Source organism: Fictibacillus halophilus, assembly GCF_042680145.1.
In the GTDB taxonomy this organism is placed as follows: Bacteria; Bacillota; Bacilli; order Bacillales; family Fictibacillaceae; genus Fictibacillus; species Fictibacillus halophilus_A.
The window spans coordinates 2,802,958-2,823,932 of the sequence record NZ_JBHTNQ010000001.1; the positions used below are offsets into that span (position 1 = coordinate 2,802,958).

At 40.7% G+C, this 20,975-nt stretch carries 16 protein-coding genes; 7 read left to right on the top strand and 9 right to left on the bottom strand.

Annotated features, from left to right (window positions below):
* Positions 1-158: 158 nt before the first annotated feature.
* From ACFQ4X_RS14180 to ACFQ4X_RS14215, 8 genes are all read right to left on the bottom strand, one after another.
* Complete coding sequence (locus ACFQ4X_RS14180; protein WP_379836153.1) at positions 159-2,795, bottom strand: glycoside hydrolase family 38 C-terminal domain-containing protein; 2,637 nt, start codon at positions 2,793-2,795, stop codon at positions 159-161.
* 89 nt (positions 2,796-2,884) lie between these two features.
* On the bottom strand, positions 2,885-3,904 hold the full coding sequence (locus ACFQ4X_RS14185) for a PTS fructose transporter subunit IIC (protein ID WP_379836155.1): 1,020 nt from the start codon (positions 3,902-3,904) through the stop codon (positions 2,885-2,887).
* Positions 3,905-3,932: 28 nt separating this feature from the next.
* The gene (locus ACFQ4X_RS14190) at positions 3,933-4,244 is read right to left on the bottom strand and encodes a PTS fructose transporter subunit IIB (protein ID WP_379836157.1); all 312 of its coding nucleotides are present in this window, start codon (positions 4,242-4,244) and stop codon (positions 3,933-3,935) included.
* A gap of 21 nt (positions 4,245-4,265) precedes the next feature.
* On the bottom strand, positions 4,266-4,736 hold the full coding sequence (locus ACFQ4X_RS14195) for a PTS sugar transporter subunit IIA (RefSeq protein ID WP_379836159.1): 471 nt from the start codon (positions 4,734-4,736) through the stop codon (positions 4,266-4,268).
* A gap of 256 nt (positions 4,737-4,992) precedes the next feature.
* Entirely contained in the window at positions 4,993-6,141 is a 1,149-nt protein-coding gene (locus ACFQ4X_RS14200) for a glycerate kinase (protein ID WP_379836161.1), read from the bottom strand.
* Positions 6,142-6,155: 14 nt separating this feature from the next.
* Entirely contained in the window at positions 6,156-7,829 is a 1,674-nt protein-coding gene (locus ACFQ4X_RS14205) for an alpha-amylase family glycosyl hydrolase (protein WP_379836163.1), read from the bottom strand.
* Entirely contained in the window at positions 7,830-10,490 is a 2,661-nt protein-coding gene (locus ACFQ4X_RS14210; protein ID WP_379836165.1) for a glycoside hydrolase family 38 C-terminal domain-containing protein, read from the bottom strand. It lies immediately after the preceding gene.
* Positions 10,491-10,751: 261 nt separating this feature from the next.
* Positions 10,752-12,713 carry a fructose-specific PTS transporter subunit EIIC gene (locus ACFQ4X_RS14215; protein WP_379836167.1) on the bottom strand — a complete coding sequence of 654 codons (1,962 nt, stop codon included), beginning with the start codon at positions 12,711-12,713 and terminating at the stop codon, positions 10,752-10,754.
* Between the two features lie 166 nt (positions 12,714-12,879).
* Here ACFQ4X_RS14215 and ACFQ4X_RS14220 point away from each other — a divergent pair, with 166 nt between their 5' ends.
* From ACFQ4X_RS14220 to ACFQ4X_RS14230, 3 genes are all read left to right on the top strand, one after another.
* The gene (locus ACFQ4X_RS14220) at positions 12,880-13,626 is read left to right on the top strand and encodes a MurR/RpiR family transcriptional regulator (protein WP_379836169.1); all 747 of its coding nucleotides are present in this window, start codon (positions 12,880-12,882) and stop codon (positions 13,624-13,626) included.
* 320 nt (positions 13,627-13,946) lie between these two features.
* The gene (gene pssA, locus ACFQ4X_RS14225) at positions 13,947-14,672 is read left to right on the top strand and encodes a CDP-diacylglycerol--serine O-phosphatidyltransferase (protein WP_379836171.1); all 726 of its coding nucleotides are present in this window, start codon (positions 13,947-13,949) and stop codon (positions 14,670-14,672) included.
* Positions 14,673-14,827: 155 nt separating this feature from the next.
* Entirely contained in the window at positions 14,828-15,157 is a 330-nt protein-coding gene (locus ACFQ4X_RS14230) for a hypothetical protein (protein WP_379836173.1), read from the top strand.
* A gap of 220 nt (positions 15,158-15,377) precedes the next feature.
* Here ACFQ4X_RS14230 and ACFQ4X_RS14235 read toward each other — a convergent pair whose 3' ends face one another.
* A complete protein-coding gene (locus ACFQ4X_RS14235) occupies positions 15,378-15,536 on the bottom strand; it encodes a hypothetical protein (RefSeq protein WP_379836175.1) in 159 nt (52 codons plus the stop codon).
* A gap of 224 nt (positions 15,537-15,760) precedes the next feature.
* Between ACFQ4X_RS14235 and ACFQ4X_RS14240 the strand changes: the two genes are divergently transcribed.
* The 4 genes from ACFQ4X_RS14240 to ACFQ4X_RS14255 all read left to right on the top strand — a co-directional run bounded on the left by ACFQ4X_RS14240 (position 15,761) and on the right by ACFQ4X_RS14255 (position 20,915).
* Positions 15,761-17,029 (top strand): helix-turn-helix domain-containing protein, encoded by a 1,269-nt coding sequence (locus ACFQ4X_RS14240; protein ID WP_379836177.1) that lies wholly within the window; start codon positions 15,761-15,763, stop codon positions 17,027-17,029.
* A 319-nt stretch (positions 17,030-17,348) separates the two neighbouring features.
* The gene (locus tag ACFQ4X_RS14245) at positions 17,349-18,752 is read left to right on the top strand and encodes a spore germination protein (protein WP_379836179.1); all 1,404 of its coding nucleotides are present in this window, start codon (positions 17,349-17,351) and stop codon (positions 18,750-18,752) included.
* On the top strand, positions 18,739-19,800 hold the full coding sequence (locus ACFQ4X_RS14250; RefSeq protein WP_379836181.1) for a GerAB/ArcD/ProY family transporter: 1,062 nt from the start codon (positions 18,739-18,741) through the stop codon (positions 19,798-19,800). The genes ACFQ4X_RS14245 and ACFQ4X_RS14250 overlap by 14 nt, the downstream gene beginning before the upstream one ends.
* The gene (locus ACFQ4X_RS14255; RefSeq protein ID WP_379836183.1) at positions 19,797-20,915 is read left to right on the top strand and encodes a Ger(x)C family spore germination protein; all 1,119 of its coding nucleotides are present in this window, start codon (positions 19,797-19,799) and stop codon (positions 20,913-20,915) included. Before ACFQ4X_RS14250 ends, ACFQ4X_RS14255 begins: the two co-directional genes overlap by 4 nt.
* Positions 20,916-20,975 lie beyond the last annotated feature (60 nt).

Genomic DNA, 20,975 nt, shown 5'->3' on the forward strand with positions numbered 1-20,975 from the left:
TTCTTTGAAGAATGATCTGTCCTTATTTTTGCAATTGTTCCGTTTTACCATGCCATGCCAAAATTTTTTATTTTTTCTTAATACCTATTAACAAGAGAAATAAGAGTTGAACTTTTCACTCAGTATCAATAAGAGTCTCCCATTTCATTAAAAGATTATTAGCTTAATTTAAGGGTTAAAATTTCATTACTCGCGATATCTTTCAATTCAAGAGTACCTTGGTCACATTGAATTCTCTCGTTGGTGTTGGATAGAACGTTCTCATTTAAATCGACCATTTCAACATTTGTAAAAAAATCAGTGTTTATATGTGCCTTAACTAAAGGAATGCTATGATCTGTTGTATTGTAGACTCGTATGATCATACTCTCATCATTTTCGCATTTCTTCACTGCACCTACAGCTATATCAGAATGGTTTAATTGAAAGAAACTATTGTTATCATCGAATTTCGATAAATCAGATTGTTGATTCACTTGAACTGCGACCATAGGGGCTATATATTCATTCGATTTCAATCCAACTTTTGCATCGACCACATCACCTGAGTGAGGAATGATCGAATACTCCATCTCATGGATTCCGATCAGACTGCTGTCAGGCGTTTCAACATGAAGCCCCGATCTTCTCCCTGGTCTGTCAACCAAGTCCTGTTTCCCCATATAATCCGTTCCGCATAACAATGTTAAAGCAATTGTTGGTTCTAGGGATTTAAGAATCTCATATTGAGGAAGGCCTTTATTGAGAATGGCAAGTCCTTTGTCCTGATCTGATACGTCTACATATTTTTGCTGCGGATAGATAGGATAGTACTTTTCTTCCCATTTTTCTTCTTCCCAATATTCGACTTGCGGCAAGTAGTTTTCACGTTGGATCGTTCCAAACTGTTGGTCTGCTACATGCGTATTGGTTTTAAGATCCGTTTCAAAAAGCGCACGAATCCTGTGATTTTTAACCGTATTATTGATCACGGTCTTGATATCAATTCTATCTTCATGACGATTCACCGTTACGAAGGTTTCTATCATCATTGATTCGTATTCCTTAGAACGTCCATTCACATCTGTATCTACAGGCAATTCCAGATCATGAGTAATTTTTACTGTAGCAAAAACTGGCCCATTTTTAATGACTGCTATAGAAGGAGCAGAATTTTTTGTAGTGATGATCACATCTTCTCTTGGTGGAGAATAATCATACTCGTCACCTGCATTTCCGCCTTCTTCAAACACGTTTAAATTTTTGAATTCTTTTTTGGTCGAGTGTTCCTTAACCGTTAATGAACCATTTGTTTGAATCTCAACCTGAAAGAAATCATTTGAAAATACACCGTCTTGATAAACAAAAGATGTTTCTTCTGGATTTTCTTCATTCTCTTTTAAATAAAATGTTTTGTATCCTAAGCCCTCAATTTCAGCTAAAAAGCTAATTTTTGTTGTCCAAACAAACTGATCTTCATTTTTTACACCGATCTCAATCTGTTTATCGTTTAAGTTTTCTCGGTTTGTTTCAATCACCTGATAAGGGATCAGAACTCCATTTCGATCTACAAGTGTAAATCTTTCACTCTTAAGCTGTACCGTAGCTTCAACGAGGTTGCTTCTTTTATGTCCTAATGTGTTAAATATGATCAACGGGAGTCCCTTATCGAAATCAAATTTAATCTTTTCTATTAAATCATTCGTTGCGCTGTTTTGAAGCGTTTCACCGATTTGCTTTGCATATTGATATCTGAGTTCCATTTCCTTATGTGTTGCATCTGTACACACATTACAAATCGAGTCATGAGCATGGTTTTGCAAAGTGTATTTCCATCCTTGGTTGATTAACGCATTGTCATAGCTGTTACCAAGGAGAAGAGACATCGAATTAATAGGTTCCAAGTATTTTTCATATAAATTTTGGACTTCGAAATTTTCCTTTTTTAAGTCCAATCTTGTGGACGCAATACTCACATGCACTCGCATGTTCTTCCCTTTTCTGAATTCACCCTTTAAGGTTTCCATTTTTTCAGATTCTTGTCTGACAGCATCAAAATAATCCTGGAGCTTACTGATCTTTATCGAGTATTCGCTGTCCTCAGAAGAAAAATGACGGTTCAGTTCATCAACGATTTCCGGCAGCTCTCTTATCGCACTTCTTTGGTCGAATCCGCACATTAAAAGCATATTAGGGGATGTTGTCATCTCCTGTAATTCGTTAAGGTTTTCTTCGATTATTTTCAAATTCTTTTCACTATCAGTAGAAAGCATTCTACCGTTTCCATATCCTAAGGGCAAATGAGTGGTTAACACACTGGATCCATCAGGACCTTCCCACCAGAAATCTGTTTTCTCTGTTTCTTCATTTGTGATTCCCCGCCAAAATAATGCGTTTTTTATTCCAAAGCCGTTCAAAACCTGAGGGATCTGAGCAGCCTGTCCGAAAGAATCCGGAAGATAGCCGATCTGCATGGATGGACCAAATTCTTTAGCGATCTGCTGACCGATCAACAAATTTCTAATAAGGGATTCACCGCTTGGAATAAATTCATCCGGCTGGATATACCATGGCCCAATTAACAGTCTCTCTTCTTGAACGAGTTTTGTGATAGCCTCTTTTTTGTGAGGTTTGATCTCCAAGTAATCTTCCAGCACGATCGTTTGTCCATCTAACATGAAAGAGGTATACTTTGGGCTATTCTCCAACAGTTCGATCAGCTCATCCATGAACCGTACTAGTTTTACACGGTATTGCTGATAGGTTTGGTGCCACTCCCGATCCCAATGCGTATGTGAAATAACATGAAAATTCATTTAGAAACCTCCAATTATACAAATAATTCGTATCTAATGAACAGGAGGGAACTATAATTAGATCCCTCCAGCTTAAATTTCTATTATTTTTATGCTTCTTCCGTAATCGGCATTTCCTCTTCAACCTTTTTCTTTAAAACGGAAGCAGTTACCGCAGTAACGACAATACCAACTACAAATGCGATAATAAACATGATTGGCTTAATGAAGAATGGTACTACGAACACTCCGCCGCTTGGAACTGGAGCTTCTGCCCCTAATGCCAAGGCTAACGCGCCTCCTACTGCTGAACCAATCACGATAGAAGGAATAACACGAAGCGGATCTGTTACCGCAAATGGTATTGCTCCTTCTGTAATTCCAGTTGCACCCATAAACGTCGTCGGTAATGCACTCTGTCTTTCAGCTGCAGTAAATTTCTTTGGTGCTATTCTTGTAGCCAGTGCTAATCCGATCGGCGGTGTCATAATTCCAATCCAACAAGCTGCCATAGGTGCGTAAATTTCCTGATTTAACATCCCTACACAGAATGCAAACGCCACTTTATTAACAGGACCACCCATATCAAATGCCATCATGGCACCGATAATCAGTCCTAGAATGATAAGGTTGCCTCCACTTAACGATTTTAACCAAGCTTCTAACCCGTCTGAAAGTGCTGCAATGGGTTGTCCGATGATGTACATCAATAAAGCAACGGCACCAGCACCTAGCAAAGGAATAACGATTATTGGTTTTAACTGTACTAAATATCTGTGCATCGGAATCGCTTTGATACCGTTTACAATGTAACCTGCAAGAAAGCCGGCAACGATTCCTCCTAAAAATCCTGCTCCGATTTCATTTGCTATCAGACCACCTACCATACCAGGTGCTATACCAGGTCTGTCAGCTATTGAATAAGCCATGTAACCCGCCATTACTGGAACCATTAGTTTAAAAATAAGGACACCAGTATCAACTGTTTTCTTTGCAAATCCTGCCTCTTGTTCCCCGCCGCCAAGCAATAAACCGATCGTAAGCAATAATCCGCCGGCTACTACAAATGGCAGCATATATGATACACCTGTCATCAGGTGTGTTTTTGCTTCTTCAAGAACTTTCTTCATAAGAAATCAACTCCTTATTTTACGTTCATTATTTCTTTGCAAGTTCAATCGCTTGATTGATCAACCCTTGAGGATTCTTAACAGCTTCCGCAACGGATACTTTCACAGTCGGTATACCATCGAATCGTTCGGATTTTGCAATAGCTGTATCAACGGCAAGGATTAGTGCTTTTGCTTCCGCTACTTCTTTGTCTTTAATCTTGTTTTCAATACCCATTGCACCTTGCTTTTCTACCTTAATCGTCACACCTAACTTTTTTGCTGATGCTTCTAAAGCCGCAGCAGCCATATGTGTATGTGCAACACCTGCTGGACAAGCTGTAACCGCGATAATATTCATTACTCTATCTCTCCCTTTTGGTTAATTGTTATTTTCAGTAACGCAATCATTTAACAAATGAAGTACATCTTCTTTTTCAGTCGTGCTCATCAAGCGGTTCCGAAAATCTTCATCGATCAGTTTCCCAGATAGTTTGGAAAGGATTTGAAGATGTGTCGTACCTGCTTCAGATTCTGGTATAGCTAGCATGATGACAAAATGAACATCATTATTGTCCATTGCCTTCCAATCAACACCGTTAATCAATTTTCCGATTACAATGCTGGCTTGCTTAACGGTAACACTCTTGCAGTGCGGAATAGCAATACCATTGCCAAAACCTGTAGTAAAATGTGCTTCTCTTTCTAATACTCCTTCAATAAATGAGGACTTAGAATCGAGTCGATCTTGTTTGACAAGTAAAGTAGCAAGCTCATCAATTACTCCCAGTTGGTCCGAAGATTCTAATTCGAGATCGATAAGATCACTATTTATCAATGATGTTATTTCCAAAGTCTCACCCTCTATCTCTCTGTAGTCTTTTACTATTTAATCCGGATTATTTTTTAAAAGCGATGATATATGTTCGCCCTTGCTTTTAAGTATAGAACTCAACCATCTGTAATAAAAATTAACTCTTTTCCTAAAGCCTTAGGAAACGCTTACATAAACTATATTCTGTATAAAAAAAGCGATCTGCCAATTGACAGAACGCTTTATCCTATAAAAAGTGTGGATATGAAATGGAAAGCCCCTTGAGAGCAAGGGGCTAATTTGTTTTCGTTTTCAATTGCAATAGCCGAGCGATGTTCTCCGCTGTCTTTTCAACATTCACTGATCCGTTCGCCAGTGCTTCTTCCAAGGAAACAACACCGTTAACAACGCTAAAAACTGCATCGATGCCATGCTCAAACACAGCTTCATAATCAGGACCGATGCTTCCTGCGATTGCCACAACCGGGACATCAACTGCAACAGCCTTAGCTCGTTTTGCAATTCCAACCGGCGCTTTTCCATGAACGGTCTGAGAATCAATCCGGCCCTCACCTGTAATCACGAGATCGGAACCACGAACAGCATCCTCAAACCCGATAACATCAAGCACGAGGTCGATTCCGCTTTGCAGTTTCCCATCTAAAAAAGCCACTACACCAGCACCTAATCCACCTGCTGCACCTGCTCCTGGAAGCTCATCCACTTGCATTCCAAGATTCCGCTCAACTGCTTCAGCGTATCTTTTCAAACTCGCATCTAAAACGCCAACCATCTCAGGAGTAGCACCTTTTTGCGGTCCAAAGACAGCAGAAGCTCCAAGCGGTCCCGACAGAGGGTTCGTCACATCACACGCAACATCTACTTTTACCAATTTCAAGCGCGGATCCATGTCAGATACGTCAATAGTAAGAAGTTCGCCCAATGCTTCACCGCCAGGGCGAAGCTCCTCACCATTCACATCCAAAAACTTCACGCCAAGTGCTGAAGCCATACCTGCACCGCCGTCGTTCGTCGCCGATCCGCCAAGTCCTAGCACGATACGTTCCACTTTTTTATCGAGTGCATCTAAAATCAGTTCGCCTGTCCCGCGAGTCGTTGTCACCAAAGGGTTTCGCTGTTCTCTCGGAACAAGGTGGAGACCGGAAGCGGCAGCCATCTCGATCACTGCAGTTCTCCCGTCACCTGTCAGTCCGTAAAAAGCATCCACTTTTTCACCAAGCGGACCTGTTGCTGTAACTTCAACGATTCGGCCATCCGTCGCATCGACGACCGACTGAACGGTTCCTTCTCCACCATCACCAACGGGAACGTGCACATATTTAGCGTCCCCAAACACTTTCCGAAATCCAGCTTCGACAGCCGTGCAAACTTCTGCCGCCGTCATGCTTTCTTTAAACGAATCGGGAGCGATGACAATCTTCATTGCGTCCACCTTCTTTATTTTTTAATCCACATAAACTGATACGGCGCGAGCTCAACAGATTCACTCACCGTTTCTCCGCCCCAAAGATCTTGTCCGCTAAACGGAAGCTCTACTTCAACCGTGTCATAAGCTGCGTTCACAACAAACAGCACCGTATCACCTGTTTCTTCATTTCTGCGCACCAACGCAAATACCTGCTCGCCAAGCTCTAAAATCAATTGAGCTGCAAACGGAGAAAATGCGGTTTCCTCTTGACGGTTTCGGATTAACTTTTTCAATCCTGTAAAAACTTTCTGCCTGCGCGTGGATGTTTCCAGTTGCTTCACTAAATCTTCATAATCAAATTTTTCACGGTTGATACGTCGGTTGATGCCCGATGACTCCAAGCCTTCATAATCATTTTCCGAGCCAAGAAGCGAGTGATAATATACAGCCGGAACACCCATCACTGAAAACAGCACCGAATGAGCAGCAAGCATCTTCTGAACTTGAACGTCCTCACTCAAATCTTCGTCCTTGTTGATGAGCGCATCCATGTAATTGATGTTCAGCTCATAAGGAGATTCCGTTCCATCCGGATTGCTCTTATAAGAAACGCGTCCGCCGTTCTCCAGCACTTTTTCAGCCAAAGCCTTACGCTCTTCTTCCGTTAAAATCCCTTCCGTCGGGCGCATGCCGATTCCGTCATGACTTGCTAAAAAGTTAAAATACGTTGCTGAATCAGAAACTTTTTCAATCGTTTTCGCCCAGCCAGTCAGCTTACTTGCATCATGTGTCGTTAACGTGTGCAGTACTAGAGGCGGCAAGGAGAACTGATACACCATGTGCGCTTCGTTCTCGCCATCACCAAAATAGCTGATGTTTTCTTTGTGCGGAACGTTCGTCTCAGTAATCAGCAGCGTGTTTAGCTCCAACTCTTCTAAAATCTCACGCCATAACTGAATGATTGCGTGCGTCTGCGGTAAGTGAATACAAGTCGTGCCTGATTCTTTCCACATAAAACCGATCGCGTCTAAGCGAATGCTTGTCCCGCCACGGTTCGCATACTCCAATAGGATATCCGTCATTTCTAAGAGCGCCGGAAAATGCTTAAAGTTCACATCCACCTGATCTTCAGAAAACGTTGTCCAAGCGGTCTTCCCGCCTTCATACTCATGGAAAAGAGGTGAAGTACGCGGACGAACCACGTTTGATGCATCGAATCCCTCTTCGCGAGGAATGAAGTAGTCCGCATACTCCGGCTCACCCTTCAAATACCCTTGAAACCACTTGCTCGATTTGGACATATGATTCGCCACAAAATCAAACATGAGACGGTAATCCCCTGAAAAACGTTCAATATCAGACCAGTCTCCAAGATCAGGGTGAATCTCGCGGTAATCTACTACCGAGAATCCGTCATCAGATGTGTACGGAAACATCGGAAGCAAATGAACATCCGTGATCTCATTTTTTGCATATTCATTAATGAACTTGTTCAGCGTCTTTAACGTCGGCTGACCTTCTTCCTTGATGATGTCACCGTACGTGATCAGATACACGTTTTTCTCAGAAAGTGGAGCTGTTTCACTCCACTCTTTCCTTTTCCACGCCTCAACCAGTTTCAAAATCTCATTTTTATATTTAGGTGAAAAGTCCTCACCATAGATCGTTTTTAGCAGGTTCTCAACTTTTTCTGGAAAACTCATTTACGCATTCTCCTTCATAACCAGTTTCAGTGTAACGTACCCTTTAGGTCGAACAGTTATTTCATCCTTGACGTCGATCACACTTTTTTCGTTCAGTTTCGTTTGTGAAACAGACTGGATGTGTTCGCTTGATAACACCACCGTCTGTTCTTCTTCACTTGGATTAAACAAGCGTAAAATAACGGAATTGTCATCGTGTGCTTTTTTCAACGTGCTCAAGAAAACATCTCCTGTTGATTCAAACAAACTGAAGCTAGCTGGCAGAATATCAACCGGATACGGAATCTCGAAACGGTCGAGCCTCTCCTCAAATGTGTTCAGTGATTGCTTTTGAAAACTTAAAGAATGACCGCGATATTGGTCCACAAATTTAAACAACTGTTTAACATCGTGACCTTTTCCGACATGAATCGCATACTCAAACGTCATCTTTTCCTGCATTTGCGCATCAGGTGTAAAAACGACTTTATTGTTGATTCCGGAAGCCCGTCCTGGTCTCCAAGCCAAGTTGTCACGGCCGAGCAAACCAACACTTCTGAACAATGTCAGCGCCATCTCACCTGTTTCCTTGAACAGCTCGTATTCCTTGATTCCTTTTGTCATAACCGCGGCAGTTAGTTCGCCATTCGTTGCACCAGCCAAGTTTTCCAATGGATAGATCGGTACTGGAGCTTCTGCAAACTTCTGTTCACGCCAGTTTTCCATATATGGATTAACTGTTGGTCGCTGAATCAAGCTAAAGCCTTGATCGCCAAAAGAGTGGTCAGGTGATTCAATGGATGTTTGAAGCAGCACTCGAACGCGGTGATCTTTTACATCATTCTCGATATCATGTGTTACTCTGATGAATTCTTCCCCTTTTCGGAGCTCAAAACGTGTTACAACCGCTAATCCCTTTTTAATATCACCTGATTTTCTGTCTTCTAAGTTGCCCGGAACGTTCAACACATGCACAACTTCCATAAACTCAGTCCCTGCACTTGCTTCAACGAATACAGACAGCACTTTTTTCGTGTAGATCGGTGAATCTCCTTCTAACGGTGAGAAATCGTAAGAGTCACCTGCGTCTGCAACATTTTCGAATCTCATAAAATCAGAAATCGTTCGCTTTGTCGCTTTTACCTCAAGATTTAGTACGCCATTTTCCTCAAAAATGCGGAAATGGTCGTTCTCGATTAAATGACTGTTTAAAAATTTATGAGATAGAAGGTCATTTTCTCCGCCTTCAACCACTTCAAAGGTTTCATAGCCCATTGCCGGAAGCTTCACATCGCGAAGCAGAACTTCATTTCTGTAATAGCCTGGCGCATCAACTTCCTTTTCGCCTTCAGCCGTAACGACGATCGTTTTTCCGCCTGAAATATATTCTTGATTCAGAACATCAAGCGCAATCGAATTTCCATCCAAATCACGAACGTTAAATGCATTTCCTTTTGTAAAAAGAACCACTTTTTGAGAGCCAGTGAAAGCTTTCGGAAGCAAGTGGAACACTACAAAAATAGAATCCTTGCCAAGCTTCTGGCTTACCGCTTGCGTCATCTGCTTTTTCAATAGATTTAGGCAGCCATCAGCCATGCGGATCACTTTCGTTAATCGGTTTACGATCTCCTGGTTCGTGTCATCCGAGTTACAGCCGCCAATACTGTCATGCGCGTGCACATCAAACAGCATCTTCCACATCTCATCAAGCCACTTTTGCGGATACTTAAACCCGATAGTGCTTGCTAAACTTGCAAGAGGCTCAAGCTCATAAATTACTTTTTCTTCTGCAATATCGTTCAGTTTTTTGATGTCATAGCGCTGTGAACGAATCGTGTTGTGAATGCGGGATTTTTGAGTCGCGATCAATTCCCCTTCGATCACGTTCTCAAAGTTGACAGTCTCCCACGTGTCTTTCATGAACGTTTCATAATCTGAAAGCACATATTCATGCTTCATATCTATTTCGTTTAACTTTTTCACAGTTTCAAGAAAATGCTCGCGAACTAAGACCTGGTCACCGCCAGCTGGCAGCAGCAAGTTATCCGTATTCTCGTTCAAATCTGCTATTTTTTCTAAAATCGGCAGCAAACGTTCTTCCACATACTCGTTATCAGCAGCTAAAAACTTCCCAGGGCCATATCCAAAGTAGATGTTGTTCGCTTTCACACTCTCTCCATCTGGAGATTTCCACGTAAAATTCAAATCACCATTCAATTGATCTGTATAAATTCCTCGCTGCAGCACGCTATAGTCGATATCAAATTCTTTAAACATTGACGGCAGATACGTGTTCTGACCGAAAATATCAGGCAGGTAACCAACGTTCATCGAATGACCCATTTTTTCAGCAATTCGTGTTCCATACATCAAATTACGAATCAATGACTCACGGTTCACAAGCAATGAATCGGCTTGCGTATACCAAGGTCCGACGAAGATACGCTTGTCGGAGATCAGCCTAGCTAAACGTTCCTTCTCCTCTGGTCTAATCTTCAAATACTCATCGATGATCGAGCTTTGCGCATCAAATACATACCCTGTATATTCCGGATCTTTCTCCATCACGTCCATCAACCGGTCCATGTTTTCAACGAGTAAAAGGTTTGAATCTTCTATTGTAAAGTACCACTCACGGTCCCAGTGGGAATGCGGTACGACATATACTTTTTTCTGTTTCATGCTGGTTCCCTCCCAAAGCTTGCTCTACTCATTTTCTCTACTTTTAAAAGAAAGAGGGGTCACCTTTTTTACAAGATGCGCCCCTTTTCTTTATTGCTTTTGAAAGTAGTTGATCTCCGTTCCAGGTGCTCGCTTTCCGCGGGGCGGGCGGTCAGCCTCCTGACGCTTTGCGCCTTTAGAAGTCTCACCTGTCCCACTCGTCCCGCAGGAGTCTCGCACCTTGCACTCCAATCAACTTTTCAAAGATGTACATTCAAAATCTTATGCTTGTCTCTCTTGTTTCTTTAAAATCGCAAAACGAATAAAGATGTTTGCGAATGCGATGAATCCTGCACCGACAACTAGCCCTAACAGGTAAGCCCATAAGTTTTCAACTAACGGCCAGCCCCAGATTGCCGGAAGCGGCAGCCATTGAACAGCTCCTAGTAAGACAGCTGTACTTGCGCCAAGGATTGCACCGATAATGTTAATCGGAATCGTGATCAGCGGGTTGCGAAGCATGAACGGAATCGCACCCTCAGAGATTGCAAGGAATCCTAGTAATAACGATGTGTTACCTGCGATACGAAGGTCAGCCGGGAATACACGGCGTCCCACTACATATTTGTCGATAATAACCGCAATTCCAAGTCCGATTGGCGGAATAACGATCGCCAGCACACGAGCAGTCAATGGATAAACTTCGTCAGCCGCAAGTCCGATCGCAATCGCACCCGCAGCTTTGTTGATCGGTCCACCAAGGTCAAAGGCAGTTGCAGACGCGATGATAGATGCCAACACAACGTCTCCTGTACCTTGTGCTGCTTCAATCCAGTTACGCAGAACAACATTCAGACCGCCAAACACAGGGTCTACAATATAAAAGTTTAAGAAGAAAATCGATAAAACTGAGATTGCCGGGATGATAAACATCGGTTTCATCGCAGCCAAGTTCTTACTCAATTGAATCTTTTGGTTCAAGAAACGAGCGATGTAACCCGCTGCCAAACCAAGAATTAATGCACCTAAGAAACCAGACGGAATACCTTCAGGGTTGTCCCAGAACGTGTAATGAAGTCCGCCGGCAAAAGCTCCTCCGATAAATCCGGCTACTAAACCAACACGGTCAGCCAGTGAATAGGCGACGAATGCCGCGAATATCGGATACATAAATTTAAAGATCAGTCCGCCAAACTTGTCTAAATGATGCAAAATAACAAAAAGTTCATTTGAGTGTGTCGCATATTTCGGATCACCGAGTTCGTTAACAAGACCAAATGGCATCGCACCAAGCTTCGCGATCCCCATCATAAGACCGCCGGCAACGATAACCGGAATCATGTACGAGATTCCTGTCATAACGGCTTGGACCATGTCTTTAAAGAATCCGCCGCCGTTTGACGTTGTCGTTGATGACTCATCTGCGTCACCTGCTTCAACCACTCCATCAGGATTGTCGAGCGCTTTTTGAATCAATTCTTTACCGCGTCTGAGTGGTTCCGCGACACGTGTTGCAACGTATGCTTTCCCTGCGAAACGCTCTTTCTTTTTAGGAGCGATGTCTGTTGCGAAGATAACCGCATCTGCGTTTTTAATAACGTCCGCAGTTAGTTCGTCTTCAATCCCGTTAGCCCCTTGTTTTTCAACAAGAACTTTAACACCTAGTTCACGTCCCGCTTTTTCTAAAGCTTCAGCCGACATGTACGTATGTGCGATACCTGTAGCACAAGCTGTAATCGCAACAACTGTTTTCGTGAACTCTTTTTCAGCTGATGCTTCTGTTTTTTCTTCAACATCCAGTCTGTTTAAAAATTCTTCTGACGTTTCTGCAGCCATCAAGCCTTCTAAGTAGCCGTCGCGCATTAAGTTTGTGCTCAATGTAGACAATACTTTTAAGTGAGTTGTGCCTGCTTCACTTTCAGGAATCGCGATCAGAAACACGAGCTGAACTTTATTGTTCGGGTCGATGCTTTCCCAATCAGCGAGTGGCGTCTTCAAACGCGCTACCGCAAAAACGGCTTTTTTAACCGTTGAAGATTTACCATGCGGAATCGCAAGACCTTTCTCCATTCCAGTCGGAGATTGCTCCTCGCGTTTTAAAACCGCTTCCAATAAAGCGTCCTCTGATTCTATATAACCTTCTTTATTAATGTTAGAAATTAGCTGCCGGATGACTTGCTCTTTGTTTTGAGCGTCAACATCGAACATTACTAAATTCGGATGGGTCATGTTTCTAAGTTGCATGACATTCACTCCTATCTTTCCTTAGTATGAAAGCACTTCCAAATATCTATACTTAAGTTTTAACACAAAAGTAAGCGTTATCTTTGTACAGTCGCTGTATATTTGTACAGAATGAAAAATGGGCTATACTAAGGGAAAGACATGTGCGGAAAAGAGGAAGTCACTCATGGGGAAAGTCCTGGATCAGTTCGGAAGCCGTCTGGCCGAACTCACACCAACCGAAAAACAAGTGCTCTATTATATTGATGGGAATCTAGACGCGGCAAAGAAACATTCACTGACCGAGATTGCAAAAGTGAACAACGTGAGTACCACAACGATCGTACGGATGTCTCACAAACTCGGATTAGAAGGCTTTTCGGAGCTGAAATATATATTGAAGACGATTGAAAACCAGCAATCGCTGCTGGACGATAATCCAGTTGACCGGTATAAAGAAGAGTTCGTCTCTGCGTTTGAGACGATCCAAACGCGTGAACTTGAAAAATTGAGCGAGAAGATGGTGAATGCAAAACGTGTCATCGTGGTCGGGGTCGGTTTGTCCAAAATGATGGCCGAGTATTTTAGCAAGCTGTTGATGCAGACCAACAAGCAAACCCACTATACATATGAATCTCACATGATCGATCTGTTGCCAAACATGGTTCAGCCAGATGACCTTGTTTTCTTTATCTCATCAAGCGGCGAAACGAAAACCTTGATACAAGCAGCGGAAAAACTAACGTATCAAGTTGTGGATACAGCAGCCATAACAAACTCGTCCGATTCCACTCTTGGTAAAATGGTCAAAACAAACTTAAGCATGACGGTCGACCGCGTGAAGTTTGCTGGATATGACATCACAGCAAGATCCACGCTTATGCTGCTAATTGATTTGCTGTTTGAGAGTTACTTGAAGAAAAGTGTGAAGTAGAGAGGACCATTTTTGGGAATAGTCCTTTCCTTTTTAGGCTTTTACGGTACGTGTTCTTATATTGTTACACGTACGCTCAAAAACTTTGTTTTACGCTCAGACTAGGCCGACTTCCGCTCAAAATCTTCTTGCTACGCTCAAAACATCAGACTACCGCTCAAAAATGCTGATTTCCGCTCAACAGCGAAAAATCCCACCTTATTTATCCCTTTTTTCTTAACGCAAACTCTGTTAAGATAGTCATTTAACTAAAAAAGATTAACGTTTTTACAGTAAATGGTCTATCATATATAGTAGAGTACTTTTTAAGGACGTGTACAATGAAAAAACATATTCCGAATTTATTAACTTTAGGGAACTTATTTTGTGGTTTTCTTTCAATAGGATATGCCACCCATGGTGATTTCCGAAATGCGGCAATGCTGATTTTTATCGCGATGATGCTGGATGCTGTTGATGGAAGAGCAGCAAGGATTTTAGGCGTTTCCGGAACACTCGGAAAAGAGCTCGATTCACTGGCTGACGTTGTATCTTTCGGGGTCGCTCCTGCGTTTATCGCAGCCAATTCCTATTTTACCGGATTAGGCATGTGGGGTTACGTTCTCGCTGGACTATTCCCGCTATTTGGCGCTTACCGGCTTGCACGATTTAATATTACCGACTCAGAAGAATCCATGAAATACTTCAAAGGCATTCCGATTCCGCCTGCTGGTGGTATCGTCGTTTTCTTAGTCTTTTTTGTAAAAATGATTCCGCTGTGGATTTTCGTTCTTATTTTTTACGGAGTAGCATTAATGATGGTCAGCACCATCAAAATTCCGAGTTTAAAAGACATTCCGCTGCCAAGATACGGTACGATCATTACGCTGTTTTTATTCTATATGTTTTATCTGGTGGCCAAGAACCAATTCGAAAGTGTTCCAATCTTCTTTTATGTCGCACTTCTCACCTATTTCTTATTCATTGGGGTCCGGTTCATTAAAGTAAAAGAGATTAAGATCATCAGAAGAAAGCGAAAGCCGCGCAACAAGAGAAGACGATTTTAACAGCTCGCCATTAGAGCTGTTTTTTTATTTGTCCTTTTATGACATCTGCCTATCATCATCCCCCCTCCCCCTGCATACAATGAGTTAATACATGAAATATGGTTAAGCCATTACCGAAAGAAATGGACAAATCATGTTTTGAAGGGAGAGATCGTATGAGCGGATATCCGAACATGAGGGAGTTTTACCAGAAGGGGCTCATTCTTATCGGAGAGAATGATCGAGCGGCTCTTTTGCAGAAATCAGGAGAAAATACTTCGCACGAAGGGTCCACACACTGGCTCATCGCGATGGAAGGCAGCGAAAAGCAGCCCGATATTTATCAGTGGAAGGTACTCATTTACCCATCAGATTCAAAAAAAGTAAACTGTTACAAGTCACCATACTACTCATCACAGCACTTTTCATCCATACACGACGCCATCAACTTTTCAAACGAACTGAGCCAAAAAGCACGTGAAGATCAGCTGAATACCCTCGAATAACCACATAGATAGATTATCAGTTTTACCTTAGCTTTTCTTTTTACCCTGGATTGTGAAATAGTGTACATAAGCCCTCATCATGCATAGAACACCAGCCAATGAAGTGGATTAGAGCCAGTTCATTTTTATTATGTCTTTTTTCCATTTTTTATCTTTAATGTACATAATCAATGGAAAAACGCTAGTCAGAGCAACTAGCGTTTTTCTTTGTGATGATGTTCTAGCTTTGAACAGTTACTTCTGATTTATGTACTAAAATAACACGCGGCATATAGCCTTCTTGTATTTTCCTGATCTCTATAAAATCTGACGTATAAACGTGCAGTACAATATGGGGTTTATCCTGATAGGTTACTATATTTCCTCTTTGTATGTTCATGCTCTCACCTTGGATGTTAGATTATATAGTTAATTATACCTAAATAACATGTTTTAAAAATTGGGAAACATGAAGGGGAATCCGTTACTCATTGCGAAAAAATGAGTGTTGTTGCCCAACCTTCATCTCCTCCTCTTTACTTATTCAATCAAATACTATTATTTTAGGTACTTTTCTAACTTCATCACATGTTAAAATCAAAAGAAAAAGGCGGGGGTAAAAGAATGCACCTAGGCGAAAAGATTCGGTACTTTCGAAAAGTCAAAAACTTATCCCAGCAAGAACTGGCAGCCGGGATCTGTTCGATTCCCTATTTAAGCAAAATCGAAAACGGCGTAACCGAGCCTTCCAATGAAATTCAGCAGCATCTAGCCGCTCGATTAGAAATACGATTAGAGTCCATGAACGAAAACGATATGATTCAAAACTACGTCGATCTTTTTCATTCTCTTTATCAGAGAGACTATGAATCTGCAGAACAGAAGTTTCAAACTTTAACAGCCTCCCATCAACAATCAATAGATGAAGAGATATTGCACAAGATCTTTAAGAGTATCTATCTTCTATTGGCAAATGATGCAATACAAGAAGCTCAAGCTTTATTAAATGAGGTTGCTTACATAGACGGTGTAATGAACGGGGAAAAAGCTTTTTATTACTTATTAGCAAGAGGACAGTTAAGCTTTTATTTAAATGATTTTGAGGATGCTTTTACCTATTTCTTAAAAGCCGAAAAACAGTTGGAGGAAAATCGATTTCAAGAATGGGAAAAAGGCTACTTATTTTACGTGATAGGTGTCTCGGCAAATCATCTGTATAAAAATATAGTGGCTTTAGAATACACCAAGCAAGCTTTAGAAATATTCGAGAAAAATTACTTTTTTAAGAGATGTGCCGATTGCAGGATTGTACTGGCAATCATTCATCTTCGCATCCGAAATTCAGATGAATCTGCTAAACAATTATTGCTAGCTGAAACCATTGCGAACACCTTTGATGATGAGGTGTTACAGGGAATTATCTATCATAATTTAGGCAGTATCGCCACCCATAAAGGGGAAAAAGATAAAGCGATCGAACTCCTTTCTCGAAGCCTGCAAGCAAAAGAAAAGGAGCCCCTATCAGCAAAAATAATGACGATCCATGCTCTGGTGAAAGAGTATCAAAAGACCGACCAACCTGAAAAAGGCTTGGATCTTATAGATACCTGGCTGGAACCAGTTAGTAATGACCCGCTTAACCGCGGATATGAACTTCATTTACTCTATTACAAAGATTTATTTACATACGGTGAAATAAATGCTGAGTTTATGATTAACGAACTGATCCCTTACTTTGAACAAAGAAACGAGTGGATTCATCTAGCTGACTATTATCCGATACTCGGAAAATACTTTGAGAAACAGCAAAAGTATAAACAAGCTAGCATGTATTATTCATTGGGAATTGACGCGTTGAGAAACATGCATCAAGTAGGGGTTACGTACGTATAAGATGGGCAACTAAAATCATTTTAGTTGTTCTTTTTTTATAGGGAAACGTCTTTTTACGGTACGTGTTCTTTTATCTGTTACACGTACGCTCAAAAATAGCCCGCTACGCTCAGAATTCTTCATCTACGCTCAAGATGCCTCTAGTTTCGCTCAAAACAGACGAGTACCGCTCAAGATGCCTCACGTACGCTCAAACCTAAAAAATAGTTGATTCATAAGTGCATATTTTGCCTTATGAATCACCTTCTCAAAGAATATTCACCGTGGTTCACGTCTATACTGCATACTATCGACTTAAAAGAAAGAAGATTGATGCTATATGGCAGAACCCCAAAATGAATTCCTTAGTTCCGATTTAACGAAAAACCTAAAAATAATAGAAGAAAAAATGAAGCAAACAGCGGATTTAAAACGAAGAAAATTAACTTTTCATGGTAAAGCCATTATCCTTCTGTATCTTGATACGATGACGGATAAAGAATCGATCGAACTTCATATTATCAGTCCGATCAACAAGCAAGAATCTGAAAGTATCGAGAATACATTAGGTACTAAACAATTTTCTATTTTGACAACGTTTAAAGACATTAGTAGCTCTTTAGCAGAAGGAAATACCATTTTACTCACGGAAGATTGCAACTTTGCCTATTCCGTTGCAACATTATCAGATGAAAAACGCGCGATCAATGAATCATTGAACGAAAAAGTAACGATGGGCGCACATGATAGTTTTGTGGAGAGTGCCAATACAAACATATCGCTGCTTCGAAAAAGGCTCAGAACACCAGAATTCAAAGTAGAGTATCAAACATATGGAACGGAAACAAATGTTGAAGTTGCAATTTGTTATCTCGAGTCAAAAGTTGATCCGACTGTCCTTCATTCGATTAAAAGCAGATTAGAAAAAATCAAGAATGATGATCTCTTTAACTCCCGGCAGATCCAAGAGGTACTTGAAGATTATCCGTATTCACCCTTTCCACAAACGTTACGAACGGAAAGACCGGATCGGGCAGTCTTTAATCTCTTAAATGGGAATACCGTGATTTTCCTTGAGCATGAACCTTCAGCGCTAATTACGCCGATTTCTTTTTATTCCTTTTTAAGAAGCCCTGAAGATTATAACTCACGATGGTTCGTTAACTTTTTTTATTATTCATTACGATTACTTGCTTTTATCTTGTCGGTCACACTCCCTGCTTTTTATATCGCTGTTAATGCGTATCATTCTGCGATCTTACCGGTGAGCACTTTTTACACACTCAAACTTTCCGTATTGAATGTCCCGTTTCATCCTTTTGTTGAAGCGATCATGATGCAGATTGTTTTGGAATTACTGAAGGAAGCATCGGTCAGACTCCCTTCAGCCGTTGCACAAACGATAGGGACAGTAGGGGCCATAGTAATTGGCTCTGCAATTGTTCAAACCAATTTCATTTCCAACACCATGGTAGTTGTAATCGCGATTACGGCAGTTTCATCCTTTGTGATTCCAATCGGGGAAATGAGCACAACCATGCGGCTAATGAGTTTTCCATTAATTTTCCTGGCAGCTATGTTTGGTTTTATTGGAATTGCATTCGGGTTAATGGTCTATACGACACACCTTGTTAAGCTGACTTCTGCAGGAAAAGTTTATGTTGAGGCACCTAAAATATTTCAATCATTCCTAAACAAACAGTCTAAAAATGGAAAGGGTCAGGATACGAATGCTCACGAATAAGAATTTATTTTTCTTAATCATACAAGCCCAGATCGGTATCGGTATCCTCGGGCTGCCCTATATCCTATATAATGATGTACAGCAAGACGGCTGGATGTCTCTTCTGATCGCTGGAGTTTTTGCACAAGGTATCATTATCATACTTGTCGCGTTAAGTAGAACGTCACCGAAGGAAACGTTTTATGAACTTAACCTTAGACTGCTTGGAAATTTTTTAGGTAAAATCGTTAACATAAGTTATGTGCTATATTTTATTTCGTTTTCCATGCTGCTCATGATACTTGTTACAGATGTTATCAACACATGGATCCTTCATCAAACACCGCGATGGGCGATCATCTTAATGCTTTTGATCGCAACATCTTATATTGCGAAGGAGCAGCTATTGACTATTTCAAGATCGTTTCTCTTTTTTTCATTTTTGTTTGTCGTCCTGATCTTTTTACTTATTCTTGTCTACCCGCAAGATATCCACTTTGGAAGGCTGCAGCCTGTTGGTTCAAAAAGCTTTACAGATATATTAAAAGCAAGTCCTGATGCATTCGTTTCACTTATTGGTTTCGAACTCATTTTATTCATCATGCCGTTGATAAAAAATCCTAAGAAGAGCTTAATGGTTCTCACGTTCGCCAATTTGTTTACCCTTACGCTGTATATATTCTTATTTATCACTTGTGTAATTTCTTTTAGCGGTGTGCAATTTAGCCTTATTCAAGAGCCGTTATTATACCTTTTTCGCGGTCTTTCATTTGAATTTGTTGAGAGTATCGATATCATCTTTCTTTCCTTTTGGATTGTGCCAATATCCACTACACTTGTTATTCAGCTTTTTAACGCAAGCCTTGGTGTCCAGAAATTATTTTCAATCCAAAGGAAAAAATCAGTGTATTTACTTTCGCTTATTTTATTATGCTTAGGTTTGTTGCCTATAAGCTTAACTTTGAAAGAATCACTGTCTAGTATCATGATCTATTTAAATATCATCTTTGTATTTATCTTTCCCGCACTGTTACTCATAATCGCTAAACTGAAGGGGATAAAGGGATGAAGATTAATTCTCGAAAAATTATCATTCTATTGTTCATTTTCCCTCTGCTGACCGGCTGCTGGGATCAAAAATTAATTGTGGACCAAGAAGTGATAAACGGTGTAAGTTTTGATTTAGAGGATAATAAAATAAAGTCTACGATCGTAGTCCTTAACATCATACCAAAGGGAACAAACTTCTTTGACTTTAAAAATCAGATGTCTTCTGCTACTGGTTATTCTATAGAAGATACATACCGTGAATTAAGAACGTATTATACGGGTCCTTTAACCGCTTCAAAGTCACGAATCATTTTGCTCGGAGAAAGTTTTGCAAAGAAAAATTTAAACGCCTATCTCGATTTTTTCTATCGTGTTCCTGATCCCTATTTAGGAAGTAAAGTAGCGATTGTAAAGGGTGTGGAAGCGAGTGAACTCTTATCAACAAAAGAGATCGGCACAAACCCTGTTGCCTTTGGCTTATATGAAATTATTGAAGCTGCGGAAGATAATTCTACAGTTACTAAAGGAACCCTGAACACATTATTTACTTATTTTAATGAAGACGGAAAAGATTTTATCCTACCCATCCTAGAGAAAAAAAAGGGCAATATATTAGTTTCAGGAGCAGGTTTAATGAGTCATAATGGTTATTCTGGACAGATGATTTCATTAAAAGAATGTACCCTGCTTTTATTGATTATGGATGATTATGGGGAACTTGTTGATCTGGAAACCTATATGAATGATAAAAAGAAATTAAATAATCAAGTTTCTTATCGGATTTTGAAGGCAAAGCGGGAGTTAGATTTAAAGAAAGATGCTTCAGGAAAACCAATAGTTGATATTAATTTGGACCTTAAAGTATTGCTTCATCAATACCCCATAACCGAAAAAATCAGCTCAAAGCAGATCAAAGAGTTAGAAGAAACCATTTCTCGGGATTTAACGAAAAAATCTCAATCTATTATGAAAAAAACACAAAAAGCCAACAGTGATGTATTAGGAATTGGCAGAAGAATAAAAGAAACAGATCCAGCAGCTTGGAAAGCTCTTGACTGGCGAAAAACGTATCCCACCATAAAGATAAATACTCAGGTTGAAGTGAGCATTGAAAAGACAGGGATACTTAAATAATAAGATTGTTGTTTATAATTGTTGACAAGTTGATTGGAGCTTAATGTACTAGACTACGGT